22 protein-coding genes and 1 pseudogene are annotated in these 19,827 nt (G+C 37.1%); 17 read left to right on the forward strand and 6 right to left on the reverse strand.

What is annotated here, in order from left to right:
* Window positions 1–78 precede the first annotated feature (78 nt).
* The 5 genes and pseudogenes from J7E67_RS20940 to J7E67_RS20960 all read left to right on the forward strand — a co-directional run.
* A pseudogene (locus tag J7E67_RS20940) lies at window positions 79–2,265 on the forward strand (heavy metal translocating P-type ATPase); the annotation flags it as partial.
* Window positions 2,266–2,286: 21 nt separating this feature from the next.
* Window positions 2,287–2,493, forward strand: a complete 207-nt coding sequence (copZ, locus tag J7E67_RS20945) for a copper chaperone CopZ (RefSeq protein ID WP_088088662.1) — start codon at window positions 2,287–2,289, stop codon at window positions 2,491–2,493.
* A 357-nt stretch (window positions 2,494–2,850) separates the two neighbouring features.
* Window positions 2,851–4,233 carry a lmo1851 family serine protease gene (locus tag J7E67_RS20950; protein WP_251026915.1) on the forward strand — a complete coding sequence of 461 codons (1,383 nt, stop codon included), beginning with the start codon at window positions 2,851–2,853 and terminating at the stop codon, window positions 4,231–4,233.
* Window positions 4,234–4,310: 77 nt separating this feature from the next.
* Entirely contained in the window at window positions 4,311–5,225 is a 915-nt protein-coding gene (locus J7E67_RS20955; RefSeq protein ID WP_214712543.1) for a CobW family GTP-binding protein, read from the forward strand.
* An 86-nt stretch (window positions 5,226–5,311) separates the two neighbouring features.
* Window positions 5,312–6,133, forward strand: coding sequence for a hypothetical protein (locus J7E67_RS20960; RefSeq protein ID WP_214712545.1), 822 nt, complete (start codon window positions 5,312–5,314; stop codon window positions 6,131–6,133).
* Between the two features lie 62 nt (window positions 6,134–6,195).
* Here the strand turns inward: J7E67_RS20960 and J7E67_RS20965 are convergent, their stop codons facing one another.
* Entirely contained in the window at window positions 6,196–6,441 is a 246-nt protein-coding gene (locus J7E67_RS20965; protein WP_168244799.1) for a DNA alkylation repair protein, read from the reverse strand.
* 99 nt (window positions 6,442–6,540) lie between these two features.
* Here J7E67_RS20965 and J7E67_RS20970 point away from each other — a divergent pair, with 99 nt between their 5' ends.
* A complete protein-coding gene (locus J7E67_RS20970; protein WP_214712546.1) occupies window positions 6,541–6,819 on the forward strand; it encodes a hypothetical protein in 279 nt (92 codons plus the stop codon).
* A gap of 12 nt (window positions 6,820–6,831) precedes the next feature.
* Entirely contained in the window at window positions 6,832–7,290 is a 459-nt protein-coding gene (locus tag J7E67_RS20975) for a FixH family protein (protein WP_214712548.1), read from the forward strand.
* A 44-nt stretch (window positions 7,291–7,334) separates the two neighbouring features.
* Here J7E67_RS20975 and J7E67_RS20980 read toward each other — a convergent pair whose 3' ends face one another.
* Window positions 7,335–7,820, reverse strand: a complete 486-nt coding sequence (locus J7E67_RS20980; protein WP_308160392.1) for an Hsp20/alpha crystallin family protein — start codon at window positions 7,818–7,820, stop codon at window positions 7,335–7,337.
* A gap of 183 nt (window positions 7,821–8,003) precedes the next feature.
* Here J7E67_RS20980 and J7E67_RS20985 point away from each other — a divergent pair, with 183 nt between their 5' ends.
* Complete coding sequence (locus tag J7E67_RS20985; RefSeq protein ID WP_214712550.1) at window positions 8,004–8,774, forward strand: SDR family oxidoreductase; 771 nt, start codon at window positions 8,004–8,006, stop codon at window positions 8,772–8,774.
* 91 nt (window positions 8,775–8,865) lie between these two features.
* Complete coding sequence (locus tag J7E67_RS20990) at window positions 8,866–9,024, forward strand: hypothetical protein (protein ID WP_179195904.1); 159 nt, start codon at window positions 8,866–8,868, stop codon at window positions 9,022–9,024.
* Between the two features lie 61 nt (window positions 9,025–9,085).
* Here J7E67_RS20990 and J7E67_RS20995 read toward each other — a convergent pair whose 3' ends face one another.
* Together J7E67_RS20995 and J7E67_RS21000 are read right to left on the reverse strand one after the other, a co-directional pair.
* Window positions 9,086–9,646 carry a GNAT family N-acetyltransferase gene (locus tag J7E67_RS20995; RefSeq protein ID WP_214712551.1) on the reverse strand — a complete coding sequence of 187 codons (561 nt, stop codon included), beginning with the start codon at window positions 9,644–9,646 and terminating at the stop codon, window positions 9,086–9,088.
* A gap of 309 nt (window positions 9,647–9,955) precedes the next feature.
* Window positions 9,956–11,077 carry an amidohydrolase gene (locus tag J7E67_RS21000; RefSeq protein WP_214712553.1) on the reverse strand — a complete coding sequence of 374 codons (1,122 nt, stop codon included), beginning with the start codon at window positions 11,075–11,077 and terminating at the stop codon, window positions 9,956–9,958.
* A 169-nt stretch (window positions 11,078–11,246) separates the two neighbouring features.
* Between J7E67_RS21000 and J7E67_RS21005 the strand changes: the two genes are divergently transcribed.
* The 4 genes from J7E67_RS21005 to dapF all read left to right on the forward strand — a co-directional run bounded on the left by J7E67_RS21005 (window position 11,247) and on the right by dapF (window position 14,606).
* A complete protein-coding gene (locus tag J7E67_RS21005; RefSeq protein ID WP_088088653.1) occupies window positions 11,247–11,570 on the forward strand; it encodes a DUF4870 domain-containing protein in 324 nt (107 codons plus the stop codon).
* Between the two features lie 228 nt (window positions 11,571–11,798).
* The gene (locus tag J7E67_RS21010; RefSeq protein WP_214712555.1) at window positions 11,799–12,653 is read left to right on the forward strand and encodes a patatin-like phospholipase family protein; all 855 of its coding nucleotides are present in this window, start codon (window positions 11,799–11,801) and stop codon (window positions 12,651–12,653) included.
* Between the two features lie 113 nt (window positions 12,654–12,766).
* Entirely contained in the window at window positions 12,767–13,543 is a 777-nt protein-coding gene (locus tag J7E67_RS21015; protein ID WP_214712556.1) for a hypothetical protein, read from the forward strand.
* Between the two features lie 79 nt (window positions 13,544–13,622).
* On the forward strand, window positions 13,623–14,606 hold the full coding sequence (dapF, locus tag J7E67_RS21020; RefSeq protein WP_214732779.1) for a diaminopimelate epimerase: 984 nt from the start codon (window positions 13,623–13,625) through the stop codon (window positions 14,604–14,606).
* 7 nt (window positions 14,607–14,613) lie between these two features.
* Here dapF and J7E67_RS21025 read toward each other — a convergent pair whose 3' ends face one another.
* On the reverse strand, window positions 14,614–16,455 hold the full coding sequence (locus tag J7E67_RS21025) for a DNA ligase D (protein ID WP_214712561.1): 1,842 nt from the start codon (window positions 16,453–16,455) through the stop codon (window positions 14,614–14,616).
* Between the two features lie 130 nt (window positions 16,456–16,585).
* On the opposite strand from J7E67_RS21025, the gene ku reads away from it, so the two are divergent.
* The 4 genes from ku (at window position 16,586) to J7E67_RS21045 (ending at window position 19,419) form a co-directional block, all read left to right on the forward strand.
* The gene (gene ku, locus J7E67_RS21030) at window positions 16,586–17,416 is read left to right on the forward strand and encodes a non-homologous end joining protein Ku (RefSeq protein ID WP_214712562.1); all 831 of its coding nucleotides are present in this window, start codon (window positions 16,586–16,588) and stop codon (window positions 17,414–17,416) included.
* A 120-nt stretch (window positions 17,417–17,536) separates the two neighbouring features.
* Window positions 17,537–18,502 (forward strand): nucleoside hydrolase, encoded by a 966-nt coding sequence (locus tag J7E67_RS21035; RefSeq protein WP_214712563.1) that lies wholly within the window; start codon window positions 17,537–17,539, stop codon window positions 18,500–18,502.
* 324 nt (window positions 18,503–18,826) lie between these two features.
* Window positions 18,827–19,027, forward strand: a complete 201-nt coding sequence (gene cspD, locus J7E67_RS21040) for a cold-shock protein (protein ID WP_214712564.1) — start codon at window positions 18,827–18,829, stop codon at window positions 19,025–19,027.
* 188 nt (window positions 19,028–19,215) lie between these two features.
* Window positions 19,216–19,419, forward strand: coding sequence for a cold-shock protein (locus tag J7E67_RS21045; protein ID WP_179195903.1), 204 nt, complete (start codon window positions 19,216–19,218; stop codon window positions 19,417–19,419).
* Window positions 19,420–19,462: 43 nt separating this feature from the next.
* Here J7E67_RS21045 and J7E67_RS21050 read toward each other — a convergent pair whose 3' ends face one another.
* On the reverse strand, window positions 19,463–19,756 hold the full coding sequence (locus J7E67_RS21050) for a DUF6509 family protein (protein WP_088090517.1): 294 nt from the start codon (window positions 19,754–19,756) through the stop codon (window positions 19,463–19,465).
* Window positions 19,757–19,827: the final 71 nt, after the last annotated feature.

The raw sequence follows: 19,827 nt of genomic DNA on the forward strand, positions 1-19,827 counted from the left end.
TATTATTTTCGGTAAAAATCCTTTGACCAAATATACACTGCGGGGGTATAGTATATAAAAGAGGTGATCCAAATGAAAGAGCAGCTCAAATTAGACATTTCTGGAATGACCTGTGCAGCCTGTTCAACGAGAATCGAGAAAGTCCTCAATAAAATGGACAGTGTTGAGGCAAATGTCAATTTGGCAATGGAAAGTGCAGCTATTTCTTTCGATACAGAACTGGTTTCAAGTAATGATATTATTACTAAAATAGAAAATCTTGGTTATGAAGCAACAGAAAAGGTTCAAAGGGATACCAAACAGCAGCATAAAGATGCGGAAATTAAACAGAAAAAACGTATATTTCTTCTGTCGGTAATTCTGTCAATACCGCTTCTATATACGATGCTTTCCCATTTGCCTGTTGATTTTGGTTTACCAATGCCACATTTTTTGATGAATCCATGGTTTCAATTACTATTGGCAACGCCTGTGCAATTTTATATAGGTGGTCAGTTTTATATGGGTGCTTTTAAGGCCCTGAAAAATAAAAGTGCTAATATGGATGTCCTTGTCTCGTTAGGAACATCAGCAGCATATTTTTATAGCTTTGCTGAAGGATTGAAAACAATTGGTAACACTAACTATATGCCACATCTATATTTTGAAACAAGTGCTGTACTGATTACTTTAATTCTATTAGGGAAATTATTTGAAACGATGGCCAAAGGGAAAACAACGCTTGCCATATCGAAGTTGTTAAGTCTCCAAGCAAAAGAAGCCACTGTACTAAGAGAAGGTAAGGAGCTTCAAATTCCAATTGAGGAAGTGAAAGTTTCTGACTACTTATTAGTTAAGCCAGGGGAAAAAATTCCTGTCGATGGAATAGTAACCTTAGGGCAATCTTCTGTTGATGAAGCAATGATAACCGGTGAGTCAATCCCAGTGGAAAAATCTGTTGGGGACAATGTCATTGGTTCAACGATCAATAAGAATGGCACCCTGACCATAAAAGCAATGAAGATTGGCAAAGACACAGCACTTGCTGGAATAATTAAAATTGTCGAAGAAGCCCAAGGCAGCAAAGCCCCAATCCAACGGGTAGCAGATACAATTTCAGGTTATTTTGTGCCTGTTGTGGTTGCAATCTCAATGTTTACTTTTTTAATTTGGTACTTTTTTGTGAATCCTGGAGATTTCCCTTCCGCATTAGAAACAGCGATTGCTGTTCTTGTTATAGCTTGTCCATGTGCGTTAGGACTAGCCACTCCAACATCTATCATGGTGGGTACAGGTAAAGGAGCTGAAATGGGGATTCTTTTTAAAGGTGGAGAGCATTTAGAAGCAGCCCATAAAATTAATGCAATCGTCCTTGATAAAACCGGCACGATTACAAAAGGACATCCTACAGTTACAGATTTTATAGCCTATCAGGACGAGAAAAAAGTACTCCAATACCTCGTTTCAGCAGAAAAGTCTTCTGAACATCCACTTGCCGAAGCAATCGTAAAATATGGGGTTGAAAAAAGATCAAGTACCCTGCCTGTCAAACGGTTTAAGGCAGTACCTGGTTATGGAATTGAAGCAAAAATAGGCGATGATGAAATATTTGTAGGCACCAGTAAACTTATGGCTCTAAAAAATATTCCCAGCATTACGGGAGACCAAGACCTAACCCGATTGGAGAACGAAGGGAAAACAGCTATGTTTATTGCCATAAATTCCACTATTATGGGTGTAGTTGCTGTTGCCGATACAGTAAAAGAGACAGCTAAAATGGCGGTACAGCAATTAAACCAATTAGGTATTAAAGTGTTTATGTTAACTGGTGATAATGAACGTACGGCTAAAGCTATTGCGAATCAAGTCGGCATTACTAATGTTATTGCAGAAGTCCTTCCCGAGGAAAAGGCCAATCATGTCAAAGAACTACAGCTGCAAGGTCTAAAAGTGGCCATGGTTGGCGATGGAATAAATGATGCACCAGCCCTTGTCGTAGCTGATATAGGGATTGCAATAGGTACGGGTACTGATGTAGCGATTGAAGCTGCTGATATAACGATTCTTGGCGGGGAATTAACCTTGATTCCAAAGGCAATGGGTTTAAGTAAATTAACGATGCAAAATATTCGCCAAAACCTCTTTTGGGCGCTTGTTTATAATTCAGGGGGGATTCCAATTGCGGCACTTGGCTTGTTAGCCCCTTGGGTTGCTGGTGCAGCCATGGCGTTTAGTTCAGTATCAGTAGTGTCTAACGCCCTTCGTTTGAAGCGAGTTAAAATATAAATGTAAAGTGAGGTAATTTTCATGGAGAAAACAACATTACAGGTTACAGGAATGACATGCGGACATTGTGAAAAGGCAGTGAAAACAGCACTTCTCAATTTAGAAGGTGTAACGGAAGTTAATGTTTCATTAAAAGATGGCAAGGTTATGGTTGGTCATGATTTAAGTAAAGCCTCAGTTGGGAAGCTTAAAGAAGCCGTCGAAGATCAAGGTTATGATGTAGGATAAAAATAAACGGCACTTACCATTTGGTAGGTGCCGTTTATTGTGAAAATTTATTTGTGATCTTATTATAATTTCATTAACTTTTCTTTGTTAATTTTATACGAAAGATGTTATTCTAATCACTAAGGGTTATTTTTTAAAAGTATCTGATAATAGCTTTTGAAAATTTGGAAATCCATCGAGCACCTAATAAGAAAATTTTCGCTGGATCATTTCTTATTTTTATGGTTAATGAAAGTGGTGAAGGATTTGAAAGACGAGAAAATTGAACAGATCAAAGCGGAAGAAGCAAACGTTGAACAAGAGCAAGGATCAGCAAACAAATCAGGACACATACGTTTAAAAAAATTCCATTTTATCATGCTGTTGTTTATGGTTGTGTTTCTATCTGCAGGAATTACAACGTTTGCCCTAGCATTTGGAGAAGATAAGGTCGTTACAGTTGGAACAGAAAGACCAGAATTTGATAAACTTTATGAAGCATATGATACATTGAAAAGTGGTTATTTTAAGGATATTGATCAAAAAAAGGTCATTAATGGTGCAATAAATGGGATGGTGGAGTCGCTGGATGATCCCTATTCAGACTATATGAGTAATGAAGAAGCAGAAAGCTTTCATGGCAGCATTTCTTCATCTTTTGAAGGGATTGGCGCTGAAATTCAGGAAAAGGATGGGCACATCGTGATTGTGTCTCCAATAAAAGGATCTCCTGCAGAAAAAGCTGGTTTAAAACCAAATGACATGATTATGTCCGTGAATGGAAAAAGCCTCCAAGGGATGAATTCTACTCAAGCAGTAACGCTGATTCGTGGGAAAAAGGGTACAAAGGTTGAGTTGTCTGTCCAACGCCCTGGTACAGCAGCTCCAATGACTGTGCCAATTATCCGTGATGAGATACCAATTGAAACTGTTTACGGTGAAATGGTTGGAGACGGGGTTGCTAAAGTTCAAATTACGAGCTTTTCCAGTAATACGTCTAAGGAACTAGTTGAGACCTTGAATGACTTGAATAAGAAAGGAATGAAGGGTCTAGTATTAGACTTGCGACAAAATCCAGGAGGTTTATTGGACCAAGCCATCTCGATTTCGAGCATGTTCGTTCCAAAAGGGAAACTTATTTTAAAAGTAGAAGACCGAAAGGGAAAGATTAAGGAATATCCTTCGCAAAATGAAGGGAACCCAAATCTTCCTTTGGTTGTTTTAATTGATAAAGGTAGTGCCAGTGCGTCAGAAATTCTTGCTGCAGCTGTAAAAGAATCTGCTGGTGTTAAGCTAGTCGGAGAGAAGTCTTTTGGTAAGGGAACAGTCCAGACTGCTTCAGACTTCAAGGATGGCTCAAATCTTAAATTCACCACGGCGAAATGGTTGACACCAAACGGGAATTGGATTCATAAAAAGGGGATAAATCCTGATGTAGCAGTAGCCCTGCCTGAATATGCAACTCTAACAATTATTAATCCCGATAAGGAACTGAAACTATCTACATCATCTACGGAAGTACAAACTGCCCAAAAAATGCTCAAAGCGATTGGGTATGATCCAGGTCGGACAGATGGATTTTTCGATCAAAAGACACAAGATGCCGTTACTGCCTTCCAAAAAGCTCAAAAACTCCCAGTCAATGGTATTTTAAAAGGTGATTCCACCATGAAACTAATGGAGTTATTAAGGGACAAAATAAAAACAAGTGATACACAAATGCAAGAGGCGATTAAAGTATTAAAGGGAACAATGAAATAATAAAAAAAGTAACCCGACTCCCCGGAGTTGGGTCATTTTTTTAGAGTACAATTAATACCATTGAAAGGAAATTGAGGATGAAAAAAGCTGAGGTTTATATTTTATCAGGATTTTTGGGAAGCGGGAAAACCACCCTTTTAAAACGATTGTTAGAAGATGAACAAAGGTTAGGAAGAAAAACAGCTGTCATGATGAATGAATTAGGTAAGGTCTCGATAGACTCTGATGCAGTTGAGGGTGAGGATGTTTCCTTAAAAGAATTGTTAGGAGGATGTATTTGCTGCTCCATCCAAGACAAACTTGAAGCCCAGTTGCAAGGATTATTATTAGATGAAAAACCAGAAGTGATCTATATCGAAACAACCGGTGCTGCCCATCCTGTGGAGGTTTTGGATGCGATCCTTTCCCCATTGTTTGCAGATAAATTATTGATTAAAGGGATCCTAACAACAGTCGATGGCAAGAGATGGATGGAAAGAAAATCCTTAAGTCCCCAGCTTCAGCAATTGATCCTTGAGCAAGTAAGGCATGCTGACTTCATTATTATCAACAAAATGAATGAATTAAAAGAGAATGAGCAAGCAAAGATAATATTCGAGATTCAATCCATTAATTCAAATGCAAGATGCCTTCTTACTAATTATTCACAGGTGCCAACTGAACAGCTGAGAAAGCTTTCTGTATCCTTTGAAAAGGAAAAGAAAGAGTCACAACGAGTAACTATAAATTTAACGACATTTGTTTATCAATTTAAAACTGCCATTAGCCATGCTGAATTTGAGAATTTCTTAAAACGATTACCAGATACAATTTACCGTATAAAGGGCTATGTTAAGTTTGATCATTCGGACCTGCCTTTTTTATTTCAGTTTTCTTATGGCATGCCGATTTATCTAAAAGAAGACATGAATATGCGATTAAACCTTGTGTTTATTGGTGAAGGTATAAATTGGAATGGGATTGAAACACAATTAGAAAATCTTGAAAAGTAAGAAAAATACCATGATTGAATGAATGATAATTTCCTCTTCAGGTAACTCTTTTAATGTAGCAAAGTTTTTTGTAAAAGGAGGATACGATGAAGAGGGTAGTCATTTTTTTAATGTTAATTCTTATCCTCCTAAATGGCCAAGGGGTAAAAGCAGCATCAACAATCAGCTATAAAATTGAGATGTTAAATTGGAAAGAAGTTAATCAAATCCTGCCAAAGTACACAAAATTTACGGTAATGGACGTGGAAACGGGAAGAAAGTTCAAGGTGCAACGACGAGCGGGAAGCCACCATGCGGATGTACAGCCATTAACCACAAAAGACACGAAGGTAATGAAAAGAATATACGGGGGTAAATGGAGTTGGAAACGCCGAGCTATTATTGTTATTCATAATGATCAATGGATAGCGGGCTCGATGCATGGAATGCCGCATGGTGCTGGAGCATTAGCGAATAGCTTTCCAGGTCACTTTTGTATTCATTTTTATGGGAGTACCACTCATCGCACCAACTCAATGGACTTATCACATATGCTCATGGTTTTGAAGGCTTCTGGCAAATTAAATCAGTATTTAGGAAAGGCGAATCCCTATGAGGTCATAAATGCCTATGTTGCAGGATTGAAGCAGCAGGATGTTCGGATTACTTCCCAAGCTTCTTTACAAAAAATAAACTGGAAGCCGATTTTAGGGAATGTAGAAAGTGTTAGAATTGCTCGAATGGAGCTTTTGCCAGCAGAGGATTTAACCGAGGAAATTAGTTTAGATGTCCCCATCGAAATTGATTGGTTTATAAAAAACAGGGGCGGGCAATCCTTTAGAGGGGATATTCATCTGGTAAGATTTTCACCAATTGATGCTTGGAAAGTGGATTCAAAGGATTTTCTAAAAGAAAATAATCTTCACTAAACAAAAAAAACATCCTAATTACTGGACAACCCAATAATTAGGATGTTTTTTTGTAAAGAAGATTATATCGGCTGTTCGCCAAATTTGATAAACGTACGTTCATCCTCAATTAAACCACAGGCACCGCATTGGACTCGAAATTCTGGTCCATTGTAAGGGAGGTGGAAGGGTTCTAAATCATTTTCACCATACTCTCGGATTACTGCTCCCGATTGAGGGTCAAGTTTAACAGATTGGGAAACTTGTTGAATAACATTAAAGCGGCTTCGATTCGTTTTGCAATTTGGACATTTATAAGGGGTAGACATAAGGTTTCTCCTTTCTTTGACTTGTTAAATTGTATTTTTTGCAATAGTGTTAGTAAATATGTAACAATGCAAGTGAAGACATAAAAGGGGAGGGATTGTTTGTCGAAAGAAAGAGTGTCCTTCGATGAATTACTAGAGGAATATCGGCAGATTTGGAATAATCGTATACTAGAAACTGAAGGAAAAGGTAGTGAAGTGACCCTAGTCGAAGCGATAAAAAGGGAGCTTCAAGATGAAAACTCACACCCGAGGATCCGGAAAAACATGTATGAGAAATACTATTCTGCAATCAAAAGAGTGATTAATTCTACGATTTCTCTAGAAGCCAAGCTATTGTTAATTAAAATTCATAATGAAGTAATGGAAGAATTATGTTAGGAGAGAGGAACCTTGAAAAAGCTTTTCGTTTTTTTGGTGACTGTTCTATGTTTAAGTATTGTTATTTCGTGCAGTAATAAAAAAGAACAAGCCGATAATCTACCGCAAATGGTAGAAGTAGAGTTATCCATTAACCCGGACCCAGGCAAAATGAATCAACCGATTACATTTGAAGCGAAGGTTACTCAGGGGAATGATCAAGTGAAGGATGCTGAGGTTATTTTTGAGATCTGGCGTTCAAAGGATGACAAGCATGAAAAGGTAGAAATTAAGCATGCTGAAAAAGGAATATATCGCTTAGAAAGATCCTTCTCACAAGAAGGTACTTATTATATCATTTCTCACGTTACAGCAAGAGATATGCATAATATGCCTAAAAAAGAATTTACCATTGGGACCCCAAGTGCACCTGAGGATCCCAACACCAAAAACTCCATGGATGGAATGAAGATGAAAGATGAAAGTCATTAAATTTAAGGGACAGAAAAATTGGCTGTCCTTTACTCTAATGACGTTCATGAAATTTCAGTAACATCAATTTGAGAAAACTGCATATCAACATTTTTAGGGATTTTCACCTCAAGCATATGATCCTTGAAGGTAGCAGTTGCCCCCTTCTTTTTTACAATTGCAGGAAGGATGATCGTGTGTTTATCTTCATGTTGTGGAATATGCTCAACAATTAGTTGATTAGATGTATGAAAAATACGGAGCTGTTTAACCCATTCCTCTTTTTTGATTGGAATTCTAATATACACAAAATCATGGGTCTCAAAGGCCGTTGAATTCAATATACTCCTCGTTGGCTCCTGCGGGGATACCGACGATTGGAAACCCTTAAACATCTCTTGAGGGTTCATCACACCTTTCATGTTAGCGGGCATGATTTTCCCCATAATATCCTGAACATAGTTATTGATTTCTTCAGGCTTCATTTTTGTTATCTTATCCTTCATATCGTTATCAAAAGGAAATTTATCCCAAGGGAACAATGGTCTCATCCTTTCCACCTTTTGTAGCTATCTTATCCTATGCCAATATTTGCCCATTCGTTATTAAAACTTACATCCTTTACAGAGGAACAAGTTTTCACTATAGAGATGGAACTAAAATTTGCATAAATAATTGTTTCTTTTTAACATATAGTTAAGAGAGAAATTCTAAACATTGAGAGGTAATGATTTGTGAAAAAGAAAACGGCTTTGATTACGGGGGGAGCTTCTGGTATTGGCAAAAAAACTGCTTTATATCTCGCGGAAAATGGGTATCAGTTAGTCATTAACTATCGTAATAGTAAAGCAGAAGCTATTTCTTTAGCAAACCAATTGACTAAATATTATGGAACGCATAACATTGCGATTCAAGGTGATGTCTCGAACATGGAGGATTGTATCCGAATTGTCGATGAATCCCTTGCTGAATTTTCAACCGTGGATGTTTTAGTTCATAATGCAGGTCCATACATACATGAAAGAAAGAAGCTGACAGACTATTCCTTCGATGAATGGAACTATATATTACAAGGGAACTTAAGTGCTGTATTTTATTTGTCAAAACTTATTATTCCTTCGATGCGAAACCAAAAATGGGGAAGAATTATTACAATCGGATATGACCGAGTCGAAACCGCACCAGGTTGGATATTTCGTTCTGCGTTTGCTGCAGCGAAGACAGGAGTAGCGTCACTTACAAGGACAATTGCAATTGAAGAAGCAGAACATGGGATAACCGCTAATATGGTTTGTCCGGGTGATATAATAAATGAATGGAAAGATAGTAATATCGGGGATGCTATAGCAGCAATGGGTGATCGCCCCATTGGAAGGCAAGGAACAGGAGAAGATATTGCCAGAGTAATTGCCTTCCTTACGGATGAAAAATCCGATTTAATTACTGGGAGTATAATACCTGTCACAGGTGGACTTGACGTATTAGGTAAAGTACTTAAGAATTAGTATAATTTTTTGAACTATTTGATTTTCAGGAATGAAAACAGCTTCTTTTGTGGACAATAGAAAATAATCATCTATGAAAGGAGCAAAGAAAATGAGTTTTAACATGAACAGAATTAACCCTAATCAAACCCAAGTATTTTTTCATGATGGCCGCTTTGAAACATTGACGAATGAGGAATTAGATGAATTTTTGCTCCAAATGGGTCTTAATGACGTAAACGAAAGCATGGAACAAAATTTAACGGAATAATAAGAAGATTTCTTTCCTTGAAAACTAAATAAAAACAATCGGCGAGGGCCGATTGTTTTTTTTATGCCTCCAGCAATTGTGAATCGTCTGATTGAACAGCACCGTTTCGCATAAGGTAAAAGGTGTATTGATCCTTTGGAATCTCATATAAATCATATACTTCACCATTTGCGTTTAATTGCTCATAAATAGATTTTCTACTTTCATTTGCTTTTATTACATAAGGAAGTTTTTCAGCAGCTTTTATTGAGCGAATATTAACCTTGCGGATGCGCATAAAAACTGTCTCAATTCCCGTTTCATAAAAAAGTTCTTGAAAAAAGGCATCCTTAGCCGGGCTATTATACCCCTTGCCATGGTAGGGCTTGCCAAGCCATGTTCCTAAAAAACCAGCGTTGTCCTCAATATCAAATAGATTAATTGTTCCGATAGGCACTCCCCATTCATCGAGAATGGTCCGTGAAATTAATTCACCGCGTTCTTCGGATTCTATGGTTTGTTTTGTCATAAATAAAAATTCTTCATAAGAATCAGCTTTTTGGCGTACAAAAGGGAAGACATCAGGGTGCGTCATTAATTCGTACAATGTGTGGCTGTCATGAAGATCACGTTTTTTAAGCATGAAAATCCCTCCATTAGGGCATTCCGATCCCATGTCAAAAGAAGCGGCCCACCCTCGAAATTTTTTATAAAATTACTAAAAAATTTCGGGGTGGGAATCGAACCCACTAGGACCAGTAAAACTGGTGGCGCACCATTTGCCTTCCCTATATCATTTTTTTGTTAACAAATTGTGTTCGTAAACCCCCAAAGTATTCAGGTCTAAAACATTTCACTTACAGTATAATACAAGAAAAAAGCCAAAAAATAAATAGGTTTTTTGTGTATTTTTCGATAATATTTTTTACCAATTTTCAACATTAATCTATCTTTATTGATAGATCATTTCACCGCCAATCATCGTCCACTTTGGCTTTGCTAAGTAATGGAATGGGTGATGGCTCCAAAGCACTAAATCTGCGTCCTTACCCTCTTCGATACTTCCGACGGTATTGTCTATTTTTAAATTTTTGGCTGGTAATATGGTGATTCCTTCTAGTGCTTTTTTCTCGGATAATCCTTCTCGAACAGCAAGGCTCGCACAAATATTTAAGTATTGAATTGGTGTATAAGGATGGTCGGTAATAATTGATACTTCAACACCATGATTCGTCAGTTCTTGATAGGTTTTCCATGTTTTATTTTTTAATTCTACCTTGGACCTTCGTGTCAATGTAGGTCCTACAGAAACCTTTAAACCCATTCCAGATAATTCACTGGCTATTAAATGCCCTTCAGTACAGTGCTCAATACGTAAATCCAGATTAAACTCTTCTGCAAAACGAAGCGCTGAAATAATATCGTCCGCACGATGAGCATGAATTCTTACGGGAATTTCTCTTTTTAAGGCCTTCACGATAGGAGTAATTCTAGGCTCCTCGGGATTATCCGCATGGATGGCTTTGTAGAAGGCTTCTCTTAGCATCCCCATAATCCCCATCCGTGTAATGGAATCATTATTCCCATGGCTATGAATTCTTTTTGGATTTTCCCCTAAGGCTATTTTTAAGCCTGAAACTTCTTGGATAATCATTTTTTTTATATTTTTACCAGTAGTTTTAATGACTGAAGTTGTACCGCCAATGACGTTGGCGCTTCCCGGCATGACATGGACAGTTGTAATGCCGCTTTTGACGGCATCAGAGAACGCTGGGTCCAATGGATAAACACCATCAATTGCCCGAATATGGGGCGTGAGGGCTTCGACTGTTTCATTTGCATCATTCCCAGCCCAGCCAGTTCCTTCATCATAAAGACCTAAGTGAGTATGAACATCAATAAAGCCCGGTAAAAGAAATAAATCCTCACAATCGATTATTTCTACTTTTAAGTCTGTCGTTAAATTTTTGCCTAATTTTTTAATTTTCCCTGCTTCAATTAGGACATCACAGTGATGGATTGGTTCTGATGAAATTGGATATACCGTTGCGTTTTTTAAAAGTATTTTTGTCATAATAAAACCTTTCTGCACGTTGATAATAGTTATTTTATTAATTTTACCAATTTACGTGCCTAGGGAGAAGTTTGATCCTATAAATTTTTTCAATGATACGAAACCTTTTAAAACCATTGGCGTAAATATTAATGAATGTAAAAAATATATTCCAATGGGGGAATAGAAAATGGTTAATCAAGATGAAAGGTTGTTTGCTGCTGGTATTTATGTGTTAAGTATATTTTTCCCAGTAATCGCACCGCTAGTTATCTGGTTAATAAAAAAGGATGAGTCATCATTCATTGATTATCACGGCAGGGAATACTTTAACTTTTTGATTTCCTATACAGTTTACTTTTTTGTTAGCGGATTATTAACACTCATCTTAATTGGTTTTGTAGCACTAGCGATATTAGGCGTAATGCTCTTTGTATTCACCATTATTGCAGCAATCAAAGCCTTTGAAGGAAATGAATATCGATTTCCGTTAATTTTTAGGCTAATTAAATAATCTTGAGAAATGGACCCGGCAAAAAAAATTGTCGGGTTTTAAAGGATTTTTTGGGCCAAATGTAAAATAAAGTTATTTAGAAGAAACCAAACAGGCGGACTACCTGTTTCTTATTTATCCAAGAGCTAGCCTCTTAACAAAGTCATATCATTTTGTAAATGAATAGAGAAGGACTATAATGACAATTAACTATCACGGTTAATGTTATCAATGAAAGGGAGAAGCAACATGGAAAATCAAGTCGGTTTGGTACTAGAAGGTGGAGGAATGCGTGGGGTGTATACTGCTGGCATCCTTGAATACTTTTTAGAATCTCAGTTATTTTTTCCTTATGTAATAGGGGTTTCTGCAGGTGCATGTAATGCTGCCTCTTATTTGTCGGAGCAAAAAGGGAGAAATAAAACCGTTACGATTGAATATGCTTCTGACCCAAGATACATTTCATGGAGAAATTATTTTCGAAATCGGCAATTTTTTGGCATGGATTTTATTTTTGATGAAATTCCAAATAAACATGTTCCATATCATTATGATATATTTTATAATAGTCCTTCTGAATTTGTCGTTGGAACGACCGATTGTCACACAGGAGAACCTGTTTATTTTAAAAAACAAGAATACGGAAATGACCTTTTAACTGTGTTGCGTGCCTCCAGTTCGTTACCGTTTATTGCACCTGAAGTACGTTTTAAAGATAAAATATTACTTGATGGTGGTATTAGCGACCCTATCCCAATCAAGAAAGCACAGCAGGATGGATTTTTAAAAAATATTGTCATCTTAACCAGAAATCAAGGTTATTTGAAAAAGCCATCGAAATTTCATTTTCTTGTTGATCGTAAGTATCCAGAATATAAGGGTTTGCAACAGTCACTCAGAAACCGATACGAAATTTATAATGAAACAGTCGAATACCTAGAAAAGGAAGAGAAAAAAGGAAATGTTTTGATTATCCGCCCCACACAGCCATTGAAGGTCGGTAGAATGGAACGGAACCCGCAAAGATTAGAAGAACTATACAATCAAGGCTACAAGGATGCGAGGTCGGCAATGTCTTCGATAATTAACTATATTAAGGATTAAGAGAAGGGACCAACTAGTCCCTTCTTTTTTGTTCTATAATCGAAATCTCCTATCATTTTTTAGACGAATAGTAAATAAACTAAGACTAGAGGAATTGATAAGGAGTTTTCTAGATGAAAATAAATGAATATTACCGGGATACGGCTCATTTGAACTTAAATGGTAGTATTGCTGCTCTGATTCCAGCTGTTATGATAGTTGCTGGCAATCTTTCTATTATTAAAAACAAAGAAATAATGATATTAACTATACCTTTCCTGATTTATAGCTTGATTTGTTTTCAAATCTATCTTTTTAGAATAAGGCAGTCGATATCCATTGACAGAAATATGGCAAATTCAAAGCGCATTGGGGAGTCTTTATTTGAAACACGACATTTACTTGTCTTATTTCTGAACACAAACTCCCCACGCCTTCTACTCTATTTTCCTGACGGGCATCTAGCAGGGATGATTAAAAGGTTTCATAACCAGGGCTTAAAGAAGCTTAGGATTACGAAAATTTATGCTCTCTATAATTTAGATAACGATGCCATCGGATATTTTAAGGTTAATGGCAAAAAGATTGAGGTATTTGACCATAAAAGGCATTATTTAGGCTGCTTTGAAAAAAGGAAACTAGATTGGAGAACAAATAAGAAGGAATTACTAGATTCGAAAGGCAGGTTTATAGGTGCTGTAGAAGGGTCATATACTTTTATGGATGAGCAAGTAATAAACAAAAATGACCTTCCGGACGGACGGCTTCGCAGGGGATGGATGCCGGTTGAATGGAGTCCACTGTTTCCAGAACCTAATACACCAGTCCTTTCACTAAGGGAGACTTTATCAGAGGAGGACAAGCTTCTCCGAATGTCATTTATAGTTAACGAATATTTTATCGAAAGATAGAAGTATCGACAGTTTCCCTCATGAACATTGAGTGATATGATAAATAAAACATGTTTATCAATTTTGTGGGGGTTTTACGATGCAAATCAATTTAATTAAAGGCCATGGTTCGGGAAATGACTTTCTAATAATCGACGAAAAATCGAATGGATATGCTTTTACGGAAAGTGAACGAGCGGACCTCGCGAAGTTATTGTGTAACCGTCAATCCGATTTAGGTGCTGATGGGATTCTTTTCGTTATGCAAAGCGAAAATGCAGATGGTAGAATGCGTGTATTTAACTCTGACGGGTCGGAAGCTTCAATGTGTGGAAATGGACTTCGTCTTGTGGCTAGATATGTTTGCGAACATCAAGGGCGAAATAGCGCTGTGATTGAAACGATGAAAGCAAATCTGAAGGTAAGCAAACAAAACGACCTTTTACAAGATATCAACACCTACCAAGTGGAAATTTCACCGGTCCTGTTTGAATTAAAAGCTCTTCCATTAAATTTAAATAAACCAACTCTTTATAATGAAAGAATTGAAAAACTTTCAGGGGATTTAAGGTTCACAGCTCTTGCAGTACCGAATCCGCATTTAATCGCCATTGTTGAAGCGGAACAACTCAAAGGTGACCTCCAAAAACAACTTAGTGAAAAGGTGAATGGTCCCAATGATTTGTTTCCTGACGGCGTCAATGTAAGTTTTGTTAAACACTTGCAACCTGGTTCAATTTATGTTAGAACCTTTGAACGTGGTGTTGGTTTTACGAATGCCTGTGGTACTGCAATGTCTGCCTCCACGCTAGTCACTTGTTTACAAGAATTAAATGAGTTCGAAAAAGTTGTTAATGTTTATAATAATGGTGGAAGAGTCCAGTGTGTAGTCCACGAAAGCGAGGGGAAATACACAATTGACTTGATCGGAAATGCTACCTATCTTTATAATGCGACAGTCAATGTTGATCTCGAGCAAGGAGCGTTTACTGTCACTTCGAAAACGGAATTGATGGAACAGACTTCTTATGAGAAGTTACAATCAGAAGCAAAAAGGTATCTCGAAGACCGAATAAAAGGATAGGGCTCTCCTATCCTTTTTTGGTACCTTTTTTTAGGATCTCTAAGACAGGTGCAAACGCCTGGATTGATTTTGTTTGAAAGTAATTTGAAAAGGGATCACCTTGCTGGCGAACTCGCTTGATCGCATTTTCCATGTTAAACGATACTAGCTCGAGCTTTTCATTTACTTCCTCCCAATAAAGGGGGGTGGCAACACCTGCATGTTCGTTTCCTCGCATCGAATAGGGTGCAACAATCGTTTTTCCTTCGCTATGTTGCACATAGTCAACGTATAGCCTGTTCCCCCGCTTTTTTTTCATCCTCTCAATCGTGAAGGAGTCAGGATCCTTGGAAATTAAATACTCAGCGACAAAGCTTGTAAATAACCTGGTATCATCGTAAGAATATTCATTTTCGGGTAGCGGGATGTAAATTTGCAGCCCCTTGTTCCCAGAGGTTTTTATGAAACCTATTAAATTTAATTGATCGAGGACTTCTTTGATTAGAAGTGCTGCTTTTATCGCCAATTGAAAGTGGCCGATGGAAGGCGGGTCTAAATCAAAGACAATTTCACTGGGTCCCTTGCTATGAATGGTTTGAAATGGCACGTGGAACTCAATCGCTAATTGGTTACCAAGCCAAACGAGTGTTTTTAGATTATTGCAAAGAATATAGTCAATCCCCTCGGCTGAATGTGTCTGCACAAATTCAGGAGCATAATCTGGACAGTTTTTTTGATAAAATGCTTCTCCGAACATCCCGTGTGGAAAGCGGATGACTGTTAATAAGCGGTCTTTTAATAATGGCAGCATATACGGTGATATTTCTCGTAAGTACAGGATATAATCGGCTTTCCGTATGGAAAGTTTTTCCCAAAGAGGTTTATCAGGATGGGTAATATCTAAGTCTTCTGGCAGGTTCTTTTGTGCGAAAATAAAACGATCGTATGTACATAGGGATGGTTCTAAATCAAAGCGAAACCGATCAAAATGGGGCTCACGCAGCTGATTTTCATAGAGTTCTAAATATTTTACTTCTATACAAATGGCAGGTTCAACAATAATCATTTGTGCATCTTCACGGAGCATATTTTGTTTAATTGTCTGTTGCAAAGCTTGTTTTTCCTCCGGTTTAAAGCCGAAAAGTACCTGGCCGATAGGATGGATCTTATTTTCCTTATAGACACTTACGTAAAAATAACCATTTGTTTTATCATAAGCATTAATAAAACAGCTTACATATTTCCAATTTTTATATTTCAACCATTGTAAGGAACGTTTTCCTTCTTCCCACAGACTATTCTTGTGTTTAGCAATAATTCCTTCCCCATCATTTAAAACAACCTTTTCCCATAACAAATCAAAATCATCATGAGCCTGGACAAGCTGAAGTAATTGTTCATCATAGGGGTCAGCCTCCAATTCCAATCCGATTTTTTGAAACAGTTTGATGAGTTCCTTCTTCCGTTTATGGAAAACAAGGGAATGTAATGCTTTTCCGGTCATCACAAGCACATCAAATACCATCAAGCGGCATGGAGACTTGCTAGCTTGTTCGTTAATTTTTCGTTCCGATTTTAATCGGCCTCGGACTTGAATCATTGAGAAATTAGCTTTATGCGTGTTTTCTAATGAAACGAGCTCCCCATCTAATTGAAGAGGTATGTAGGGTTTGAATTGTTTTTCATGTTTTAACAAAAATTCCTTTATTTCTGGAAATTGGGAGAGAAGTGACTTTCCGTTTCTGCTGGTCAGTTTAATTCCTTGTGAATCCCATTCCAAAATAGCGCGAAATCCATCATATTTAACTTCATAGAACCAATCAGGATGAACTGGTAGATCAAATGTAAGACTTGGCAGCATCGGTTTCATCTTAAAAACTCCCTTCTTTTTTAGTTTATTTTGTTTAATTATCGTCGAATTCATCCTTTTCCATATGTTTTTAGGAATGTGATTGTTTTGGTGACGTACAATAATAACAAAAAGATTGGAGAATTAAACGATGCATACGATGTGGAAGGGCAGTATTAGCTTTGGACTTGTAAACATTCCAATCAAGCTCCATACGGCGACAGAAGATAAAGATATAAAGCTTCGAACCCTGCATAACAAATGTCATGCCCCGATTAAATATGAAAAGGTTTGTTCTGTTTGTGAAGAAGAAGTGAAGCCGGAGGATATCGTTAAGGCATATGAATATACAAAAGGGAAATTTGTTGTTCTTGATAATGAAGAACTCGAAAAGTTAAGAAAAGAAAACGAAGAGAAAGCGGTCGAAATTATTGATTTTGTAAAAATGGAACAAATTGATCCGATCTATTATGATAGAAGCTACTATATGTCTCCCAGTGAGGGGGGCGGAAAAGCCTATTCCTTGCTTCGAAAGGCCTTGATGGAGTCTCAAAAAGTTGGACTTGCCAAAATCATCATTCGATCAAAGGAGCAATTAGCCGTTATACGTGTATATGAAAATGTCTTAGTCATGGAAACAATTCATTATCCTGATGAAGTTCGTAAAGCCGGTGATGTACCTAGTGTACCTTCAGAAGACAAAGTGACGAAAAGAGAATTAGACACTGCTATCTTACTGATTGATCAATTAACAACAGATTTTGAGCCGGAAAAATACACTGATGAATACCGGACTGCATTGTTGGAATTGATTGAGTCTAAAAGAAGTGGACAAGAAACTGTATCAGCGGCAACGAAGGAAGTAGCGTCAAATGTCACTGACTTAATGGCAGCATTACAGGCATCAATTGATCGCACAAAACCCAAAAAAGCCGCAGCTCCTAGAAAGAAAGCAGCAACAAGAATCAAAAAGGAAGCATAATCTAAGAAATTTGCTAACGACCGATTCGAATTCTCTCGGGTCGGTTATTCATGTTCTTTCAACCATTTTCTTTGCATAATTTTAATAAATATAGAAAATTGGAAAAATGGAGGAGAGGCTATGGCTTATAATGTGCTCATGATTGCTGATCCTGGTATCGATGATTCGTTTGCGATCATGTATGCCTTACTTAATCCGAAAATAAACCTAGTTGGTATTGTCAGTGGTTATGGAAATACACCGAAAGAAAAATCGGTTAAGAATACAGCTTACCTGTTAACTTTAGGTGGGAGAGCAGATATTCCAATCATAGCGGGTGCAGCAGGACCAATATCAGGTGAATCAATAGTGTTTTACCCAGAGATACATGGCAAAGAGGGATTAGGACCAATCAAGCCTCCAGATACGATCCAGAATGTAAAAGTTTATGATATTAACAAAATTCTTGAAATTGTTACTCAATATAAAGGAAACCTTGTGATTGTTTCTGTCGGAAGATTGACTGAGTTAGCATTGATGTTTATCTTATATGGGAATGACGCATTAAAGGGAGTAAACTCATTTTATATTATGGGAGGGGCTTTTTTGGTCCCTGGAAATATTTCTGCTGAAGCTGAGGCGAATTTTTATGTGGATCCAATTGCGGCAGATACCGTTATGGAAAAAGCTCATAATATTCATCTTTTTCCTTTAAACATAACAAATAAAGCAATCATAACTCCTGATATTATTGACTTCCTTAGCAAAAACAGCCCGACACCCTTTAAACCATTATTAAAACCAGCCTTTGATTATTACTATAAAGCCTATCAGAAGAATGTGCCGGGAATTAAGGGTGCACCACTACATGATGTGGTCCCGTTAATGGCATTAACGGAACCGGATTTCGTAAAATATATCCCGAGAAGAGTAAGAGTAGAGGAATTTGGTAATGCCAAAGGCAAAAGTATTGCAGATTTCCGGCCAAAACCTGATAAAGAACCGGTTAATACTCTTGATTACATTGGCATGGAAGCGGATCTACAGAAATTTACTGTCAATTTCATGGAAATATTTTTACAAGATAATTTCAATAAAGAGCTATGAACTCAATTTGGGGTTCATTGCTCTTGGAATACAATTCACCGCAACGTAAAAAATCTGATTGCTGGTGAGTGATAGGAAACTATTATATTTTTAACTGATATATATTCACTGAATTTCCTAGTTTTTGAAATTTTGTTGACTGAATAGCCGAAATGAGTTAAAATAAAGGTACGCTTTTAAGTTAGTTAAATATTTATTGGTTTAAGTAGTCGTAACTGCACGAAAAAGTGGGTGATGTCTATTGCCCAAACGTGTTAGTGCGTCTTTTTTATTTTTTTAAATGTAGGATAAATTAAAAGTGAACTATATTTTGGGGGTTTTTCCATGAACAACGGTAAAGTTAAATGGTTTAATGCAGAAAAAGGATTTGGATTTATTGAAGCTGAAGGCGGTCAAGATGTATTCGTACACTTCTCAGCTATCCAATCAGAAGGCTTCAAAACTTTAGAAGAGGGCCAATCAGTTTCTTTTGAAATCGTTGAAGGCGCTCGCGGACCACAAGCTTCTAACGTTCAAACAGTTTAATTCTTTTAAAAAAAGGTGATGCACCATGATTAAGCATCACCTTTTATATATATGATTTATACACAATTAGAATAGTTTAAAAGTCAACAGGATACTGCTAAATGATGTATTTGATATTTTCCATATTATTTAGCTAGCAAACTAAGTATTTAAAAACAGTCATGCACTAATTACAAGGGGTGATCGTTTTGGCGTTTGGTAGAAAAAATGATGAGGAAATCAAATTAGAAGAAACTAAAATTTGGGTATGTAGTTCAGAGACTTGTAAATGCTGGATTCGCGACAATTTTAAAAGCACTGATGTGCCACTATGTCCGATCTGCAAAAGTGAAATGACTGAAAGTACTAAAGAATTGCAAGTAATTCACAATCATAGTAAGAATTTTATGTGATCAAATTGTCAGCAGGGAGGTTTCATTTCTCCCTGCCTTTTTATTATTCTTTTGCGTTATCTTTACAATAGGCAAGGACCAGTTCTTCTTCATCTTCTTCTAGATCAAAGTCAAGCACCTTTTCGCTCCCTTGTTCATAAAGATAAAAGTTGGTTATTTTGTCACCATTTTCGTCGCTGACGAAAATGGCCCTTAGGCCAATCCCTTTATCCGAATAAAGCTCATCCTCTTCATCTACATCAAGATCTAAGAAAAACTCATATCGGTCACCTGATAATAAACCGAATGGATCTTCCAATTTTTCAACTGAGTGTCCAGTAATGTTCAAGTGTATCATCCTCTTCAAATTATTCATCCTAATTATTATACACATATTTAAATCAACAAGAAAAACTAGAAGTAGCATTG

The organism is Bacillus sp. ISL-46, assembly GCF_018613205.1.

What these genes read in the sequence shown, in the direction of transcription:
- J7E67_RS21025 (WP_214712561.1), bottom strand. Translation starts at nt 16,455, where the DNA reads ATGAAACCGATGCTGCCAAGTCTTACATTTGATCTACCAGTTCATCCT.
- J7E67_RS21050 (WP_088090517.1), bottom strand. Translation starts at nt 19,756, where the DNA reads ATGATACACTTGAACATTACTGGACACTCAGTTGAAAAATTGGAAGAT.
- J7E67_RS21000 (WP_214712553.1), bottom strand. Translation starts at nt 11,077, where the DNA reads ATGACAAAAATACTTTTAAAAAACGCAACGGTATATCCAATTTCATCA.
- J7E67_RS21005 (WP_088088653.1), top strand. Translation starts at nt 11,247, where the DNA reads ATGGTTAATCAAGATGAAAGGTTGTTTGCTGCTGGTATTTATGTGTTA.
- J7E67_RS20955 (WP_214712543.1), top strand. Translation starts at nt 4,311, where the DNA reads ATGAAAAAAGCTGAGGTTTATATTTTATCAGGATTTTTGGGAAGCGGG.
- J7E67_RS20990 (WP_179195904.1), top strand. Translation starts at nt 8,866, where the DNA reads ATGAGTTTTAACATGAACAGAATTAACCCTAATCAAACCCAAGTATTT.
- dapF (WP_214732779.1), top strand. Translation starts at nt 13,623, where the DNA reads ATGCAAATCAATTTAATTAAAGGCCATGGTTCGGGAAATGACTTTCTA.
- J7E67_RS21010 (WP_214712555.1), top strand. Translation starts at nt 11,799, where the DNA reads ATGGAAAATCAAGTCGGTTTGGTACTAGAAGGTGGAGGAATGCGTGGG.
- J7E67_RS20995 (WP_214712551.1), bottom strand. Translation starts at nt 9,646, where the DNA reads ATGCTTAAAAAACGTGATCTTCATGACAGCCACACATTGTACGAATTA.
- copZ (WP_088088662.1), top strand. Translation starts at nt 2,287, where the DNA reads ATGGAGAAAACAACATTACAGGTTACAGGAATGACATGCGGACATTGT.
- J7E67_RS20980 (WP_308160392.1), bottom strand. Translation starts at nt 7,820, where the DNA reads ATGAGACCATTGTTCCCTTGGGATAAATTTCCTTTTGATAACGATATG.
- J7E67_RS20960 (WP_214712545.1), top strand. Translation starts at nt 5,312, where the DNA reads ATGAAGAGGGTAGTCATTTTTTTAATGTTAATTCTTATCCTCCTAAAT.
- cspD (WP_214712564.1), top strand. Translation starts at nt 18,827, where the DNA reads ATGAACAACGGTAAAGTTAAATGGTTTAATGCAGAAAAAGGATTTGGA.
- J7E67_RS21035 (WP_214712563.1), top strand. Translation starts at nt 17,537, where the DNA reads ATGGCTTATAATGTGCTCATGATTGCTGATCCTGGTATCGATGATTCG.
- J7E67_RS20950 (WP_251026915.1), top strand. Translation starts at nt 2,851, where the DNA reads ATGCTGTTGTTTATGGTTGTGTTTCTATCTGCAGGAATTACAACGTTT.
- J7E67_RS20965 (WP_168244799.1), bottom strand. Translation starts at nt 6,441, where the DNA reads ATGTCTACCCCTTATAAATGTCCAAATTGCAAAACGAATCGAAGCCGC.
- ku (WP_214712562.1), top strand. Translation starts at nt 16,586, where the DNA reads ATGCATACGATGTGGAAGGGCAGTATTAGCTTTGGACTTGTAAACATT.
- J7E67_RS21015 (WP_214712556.1), top strand. Translation starts at nt 12,767, where the DNA reads ATGAAAATAAATGAATATTACCGGGATACGGCTCATTTGAACTTAAAT.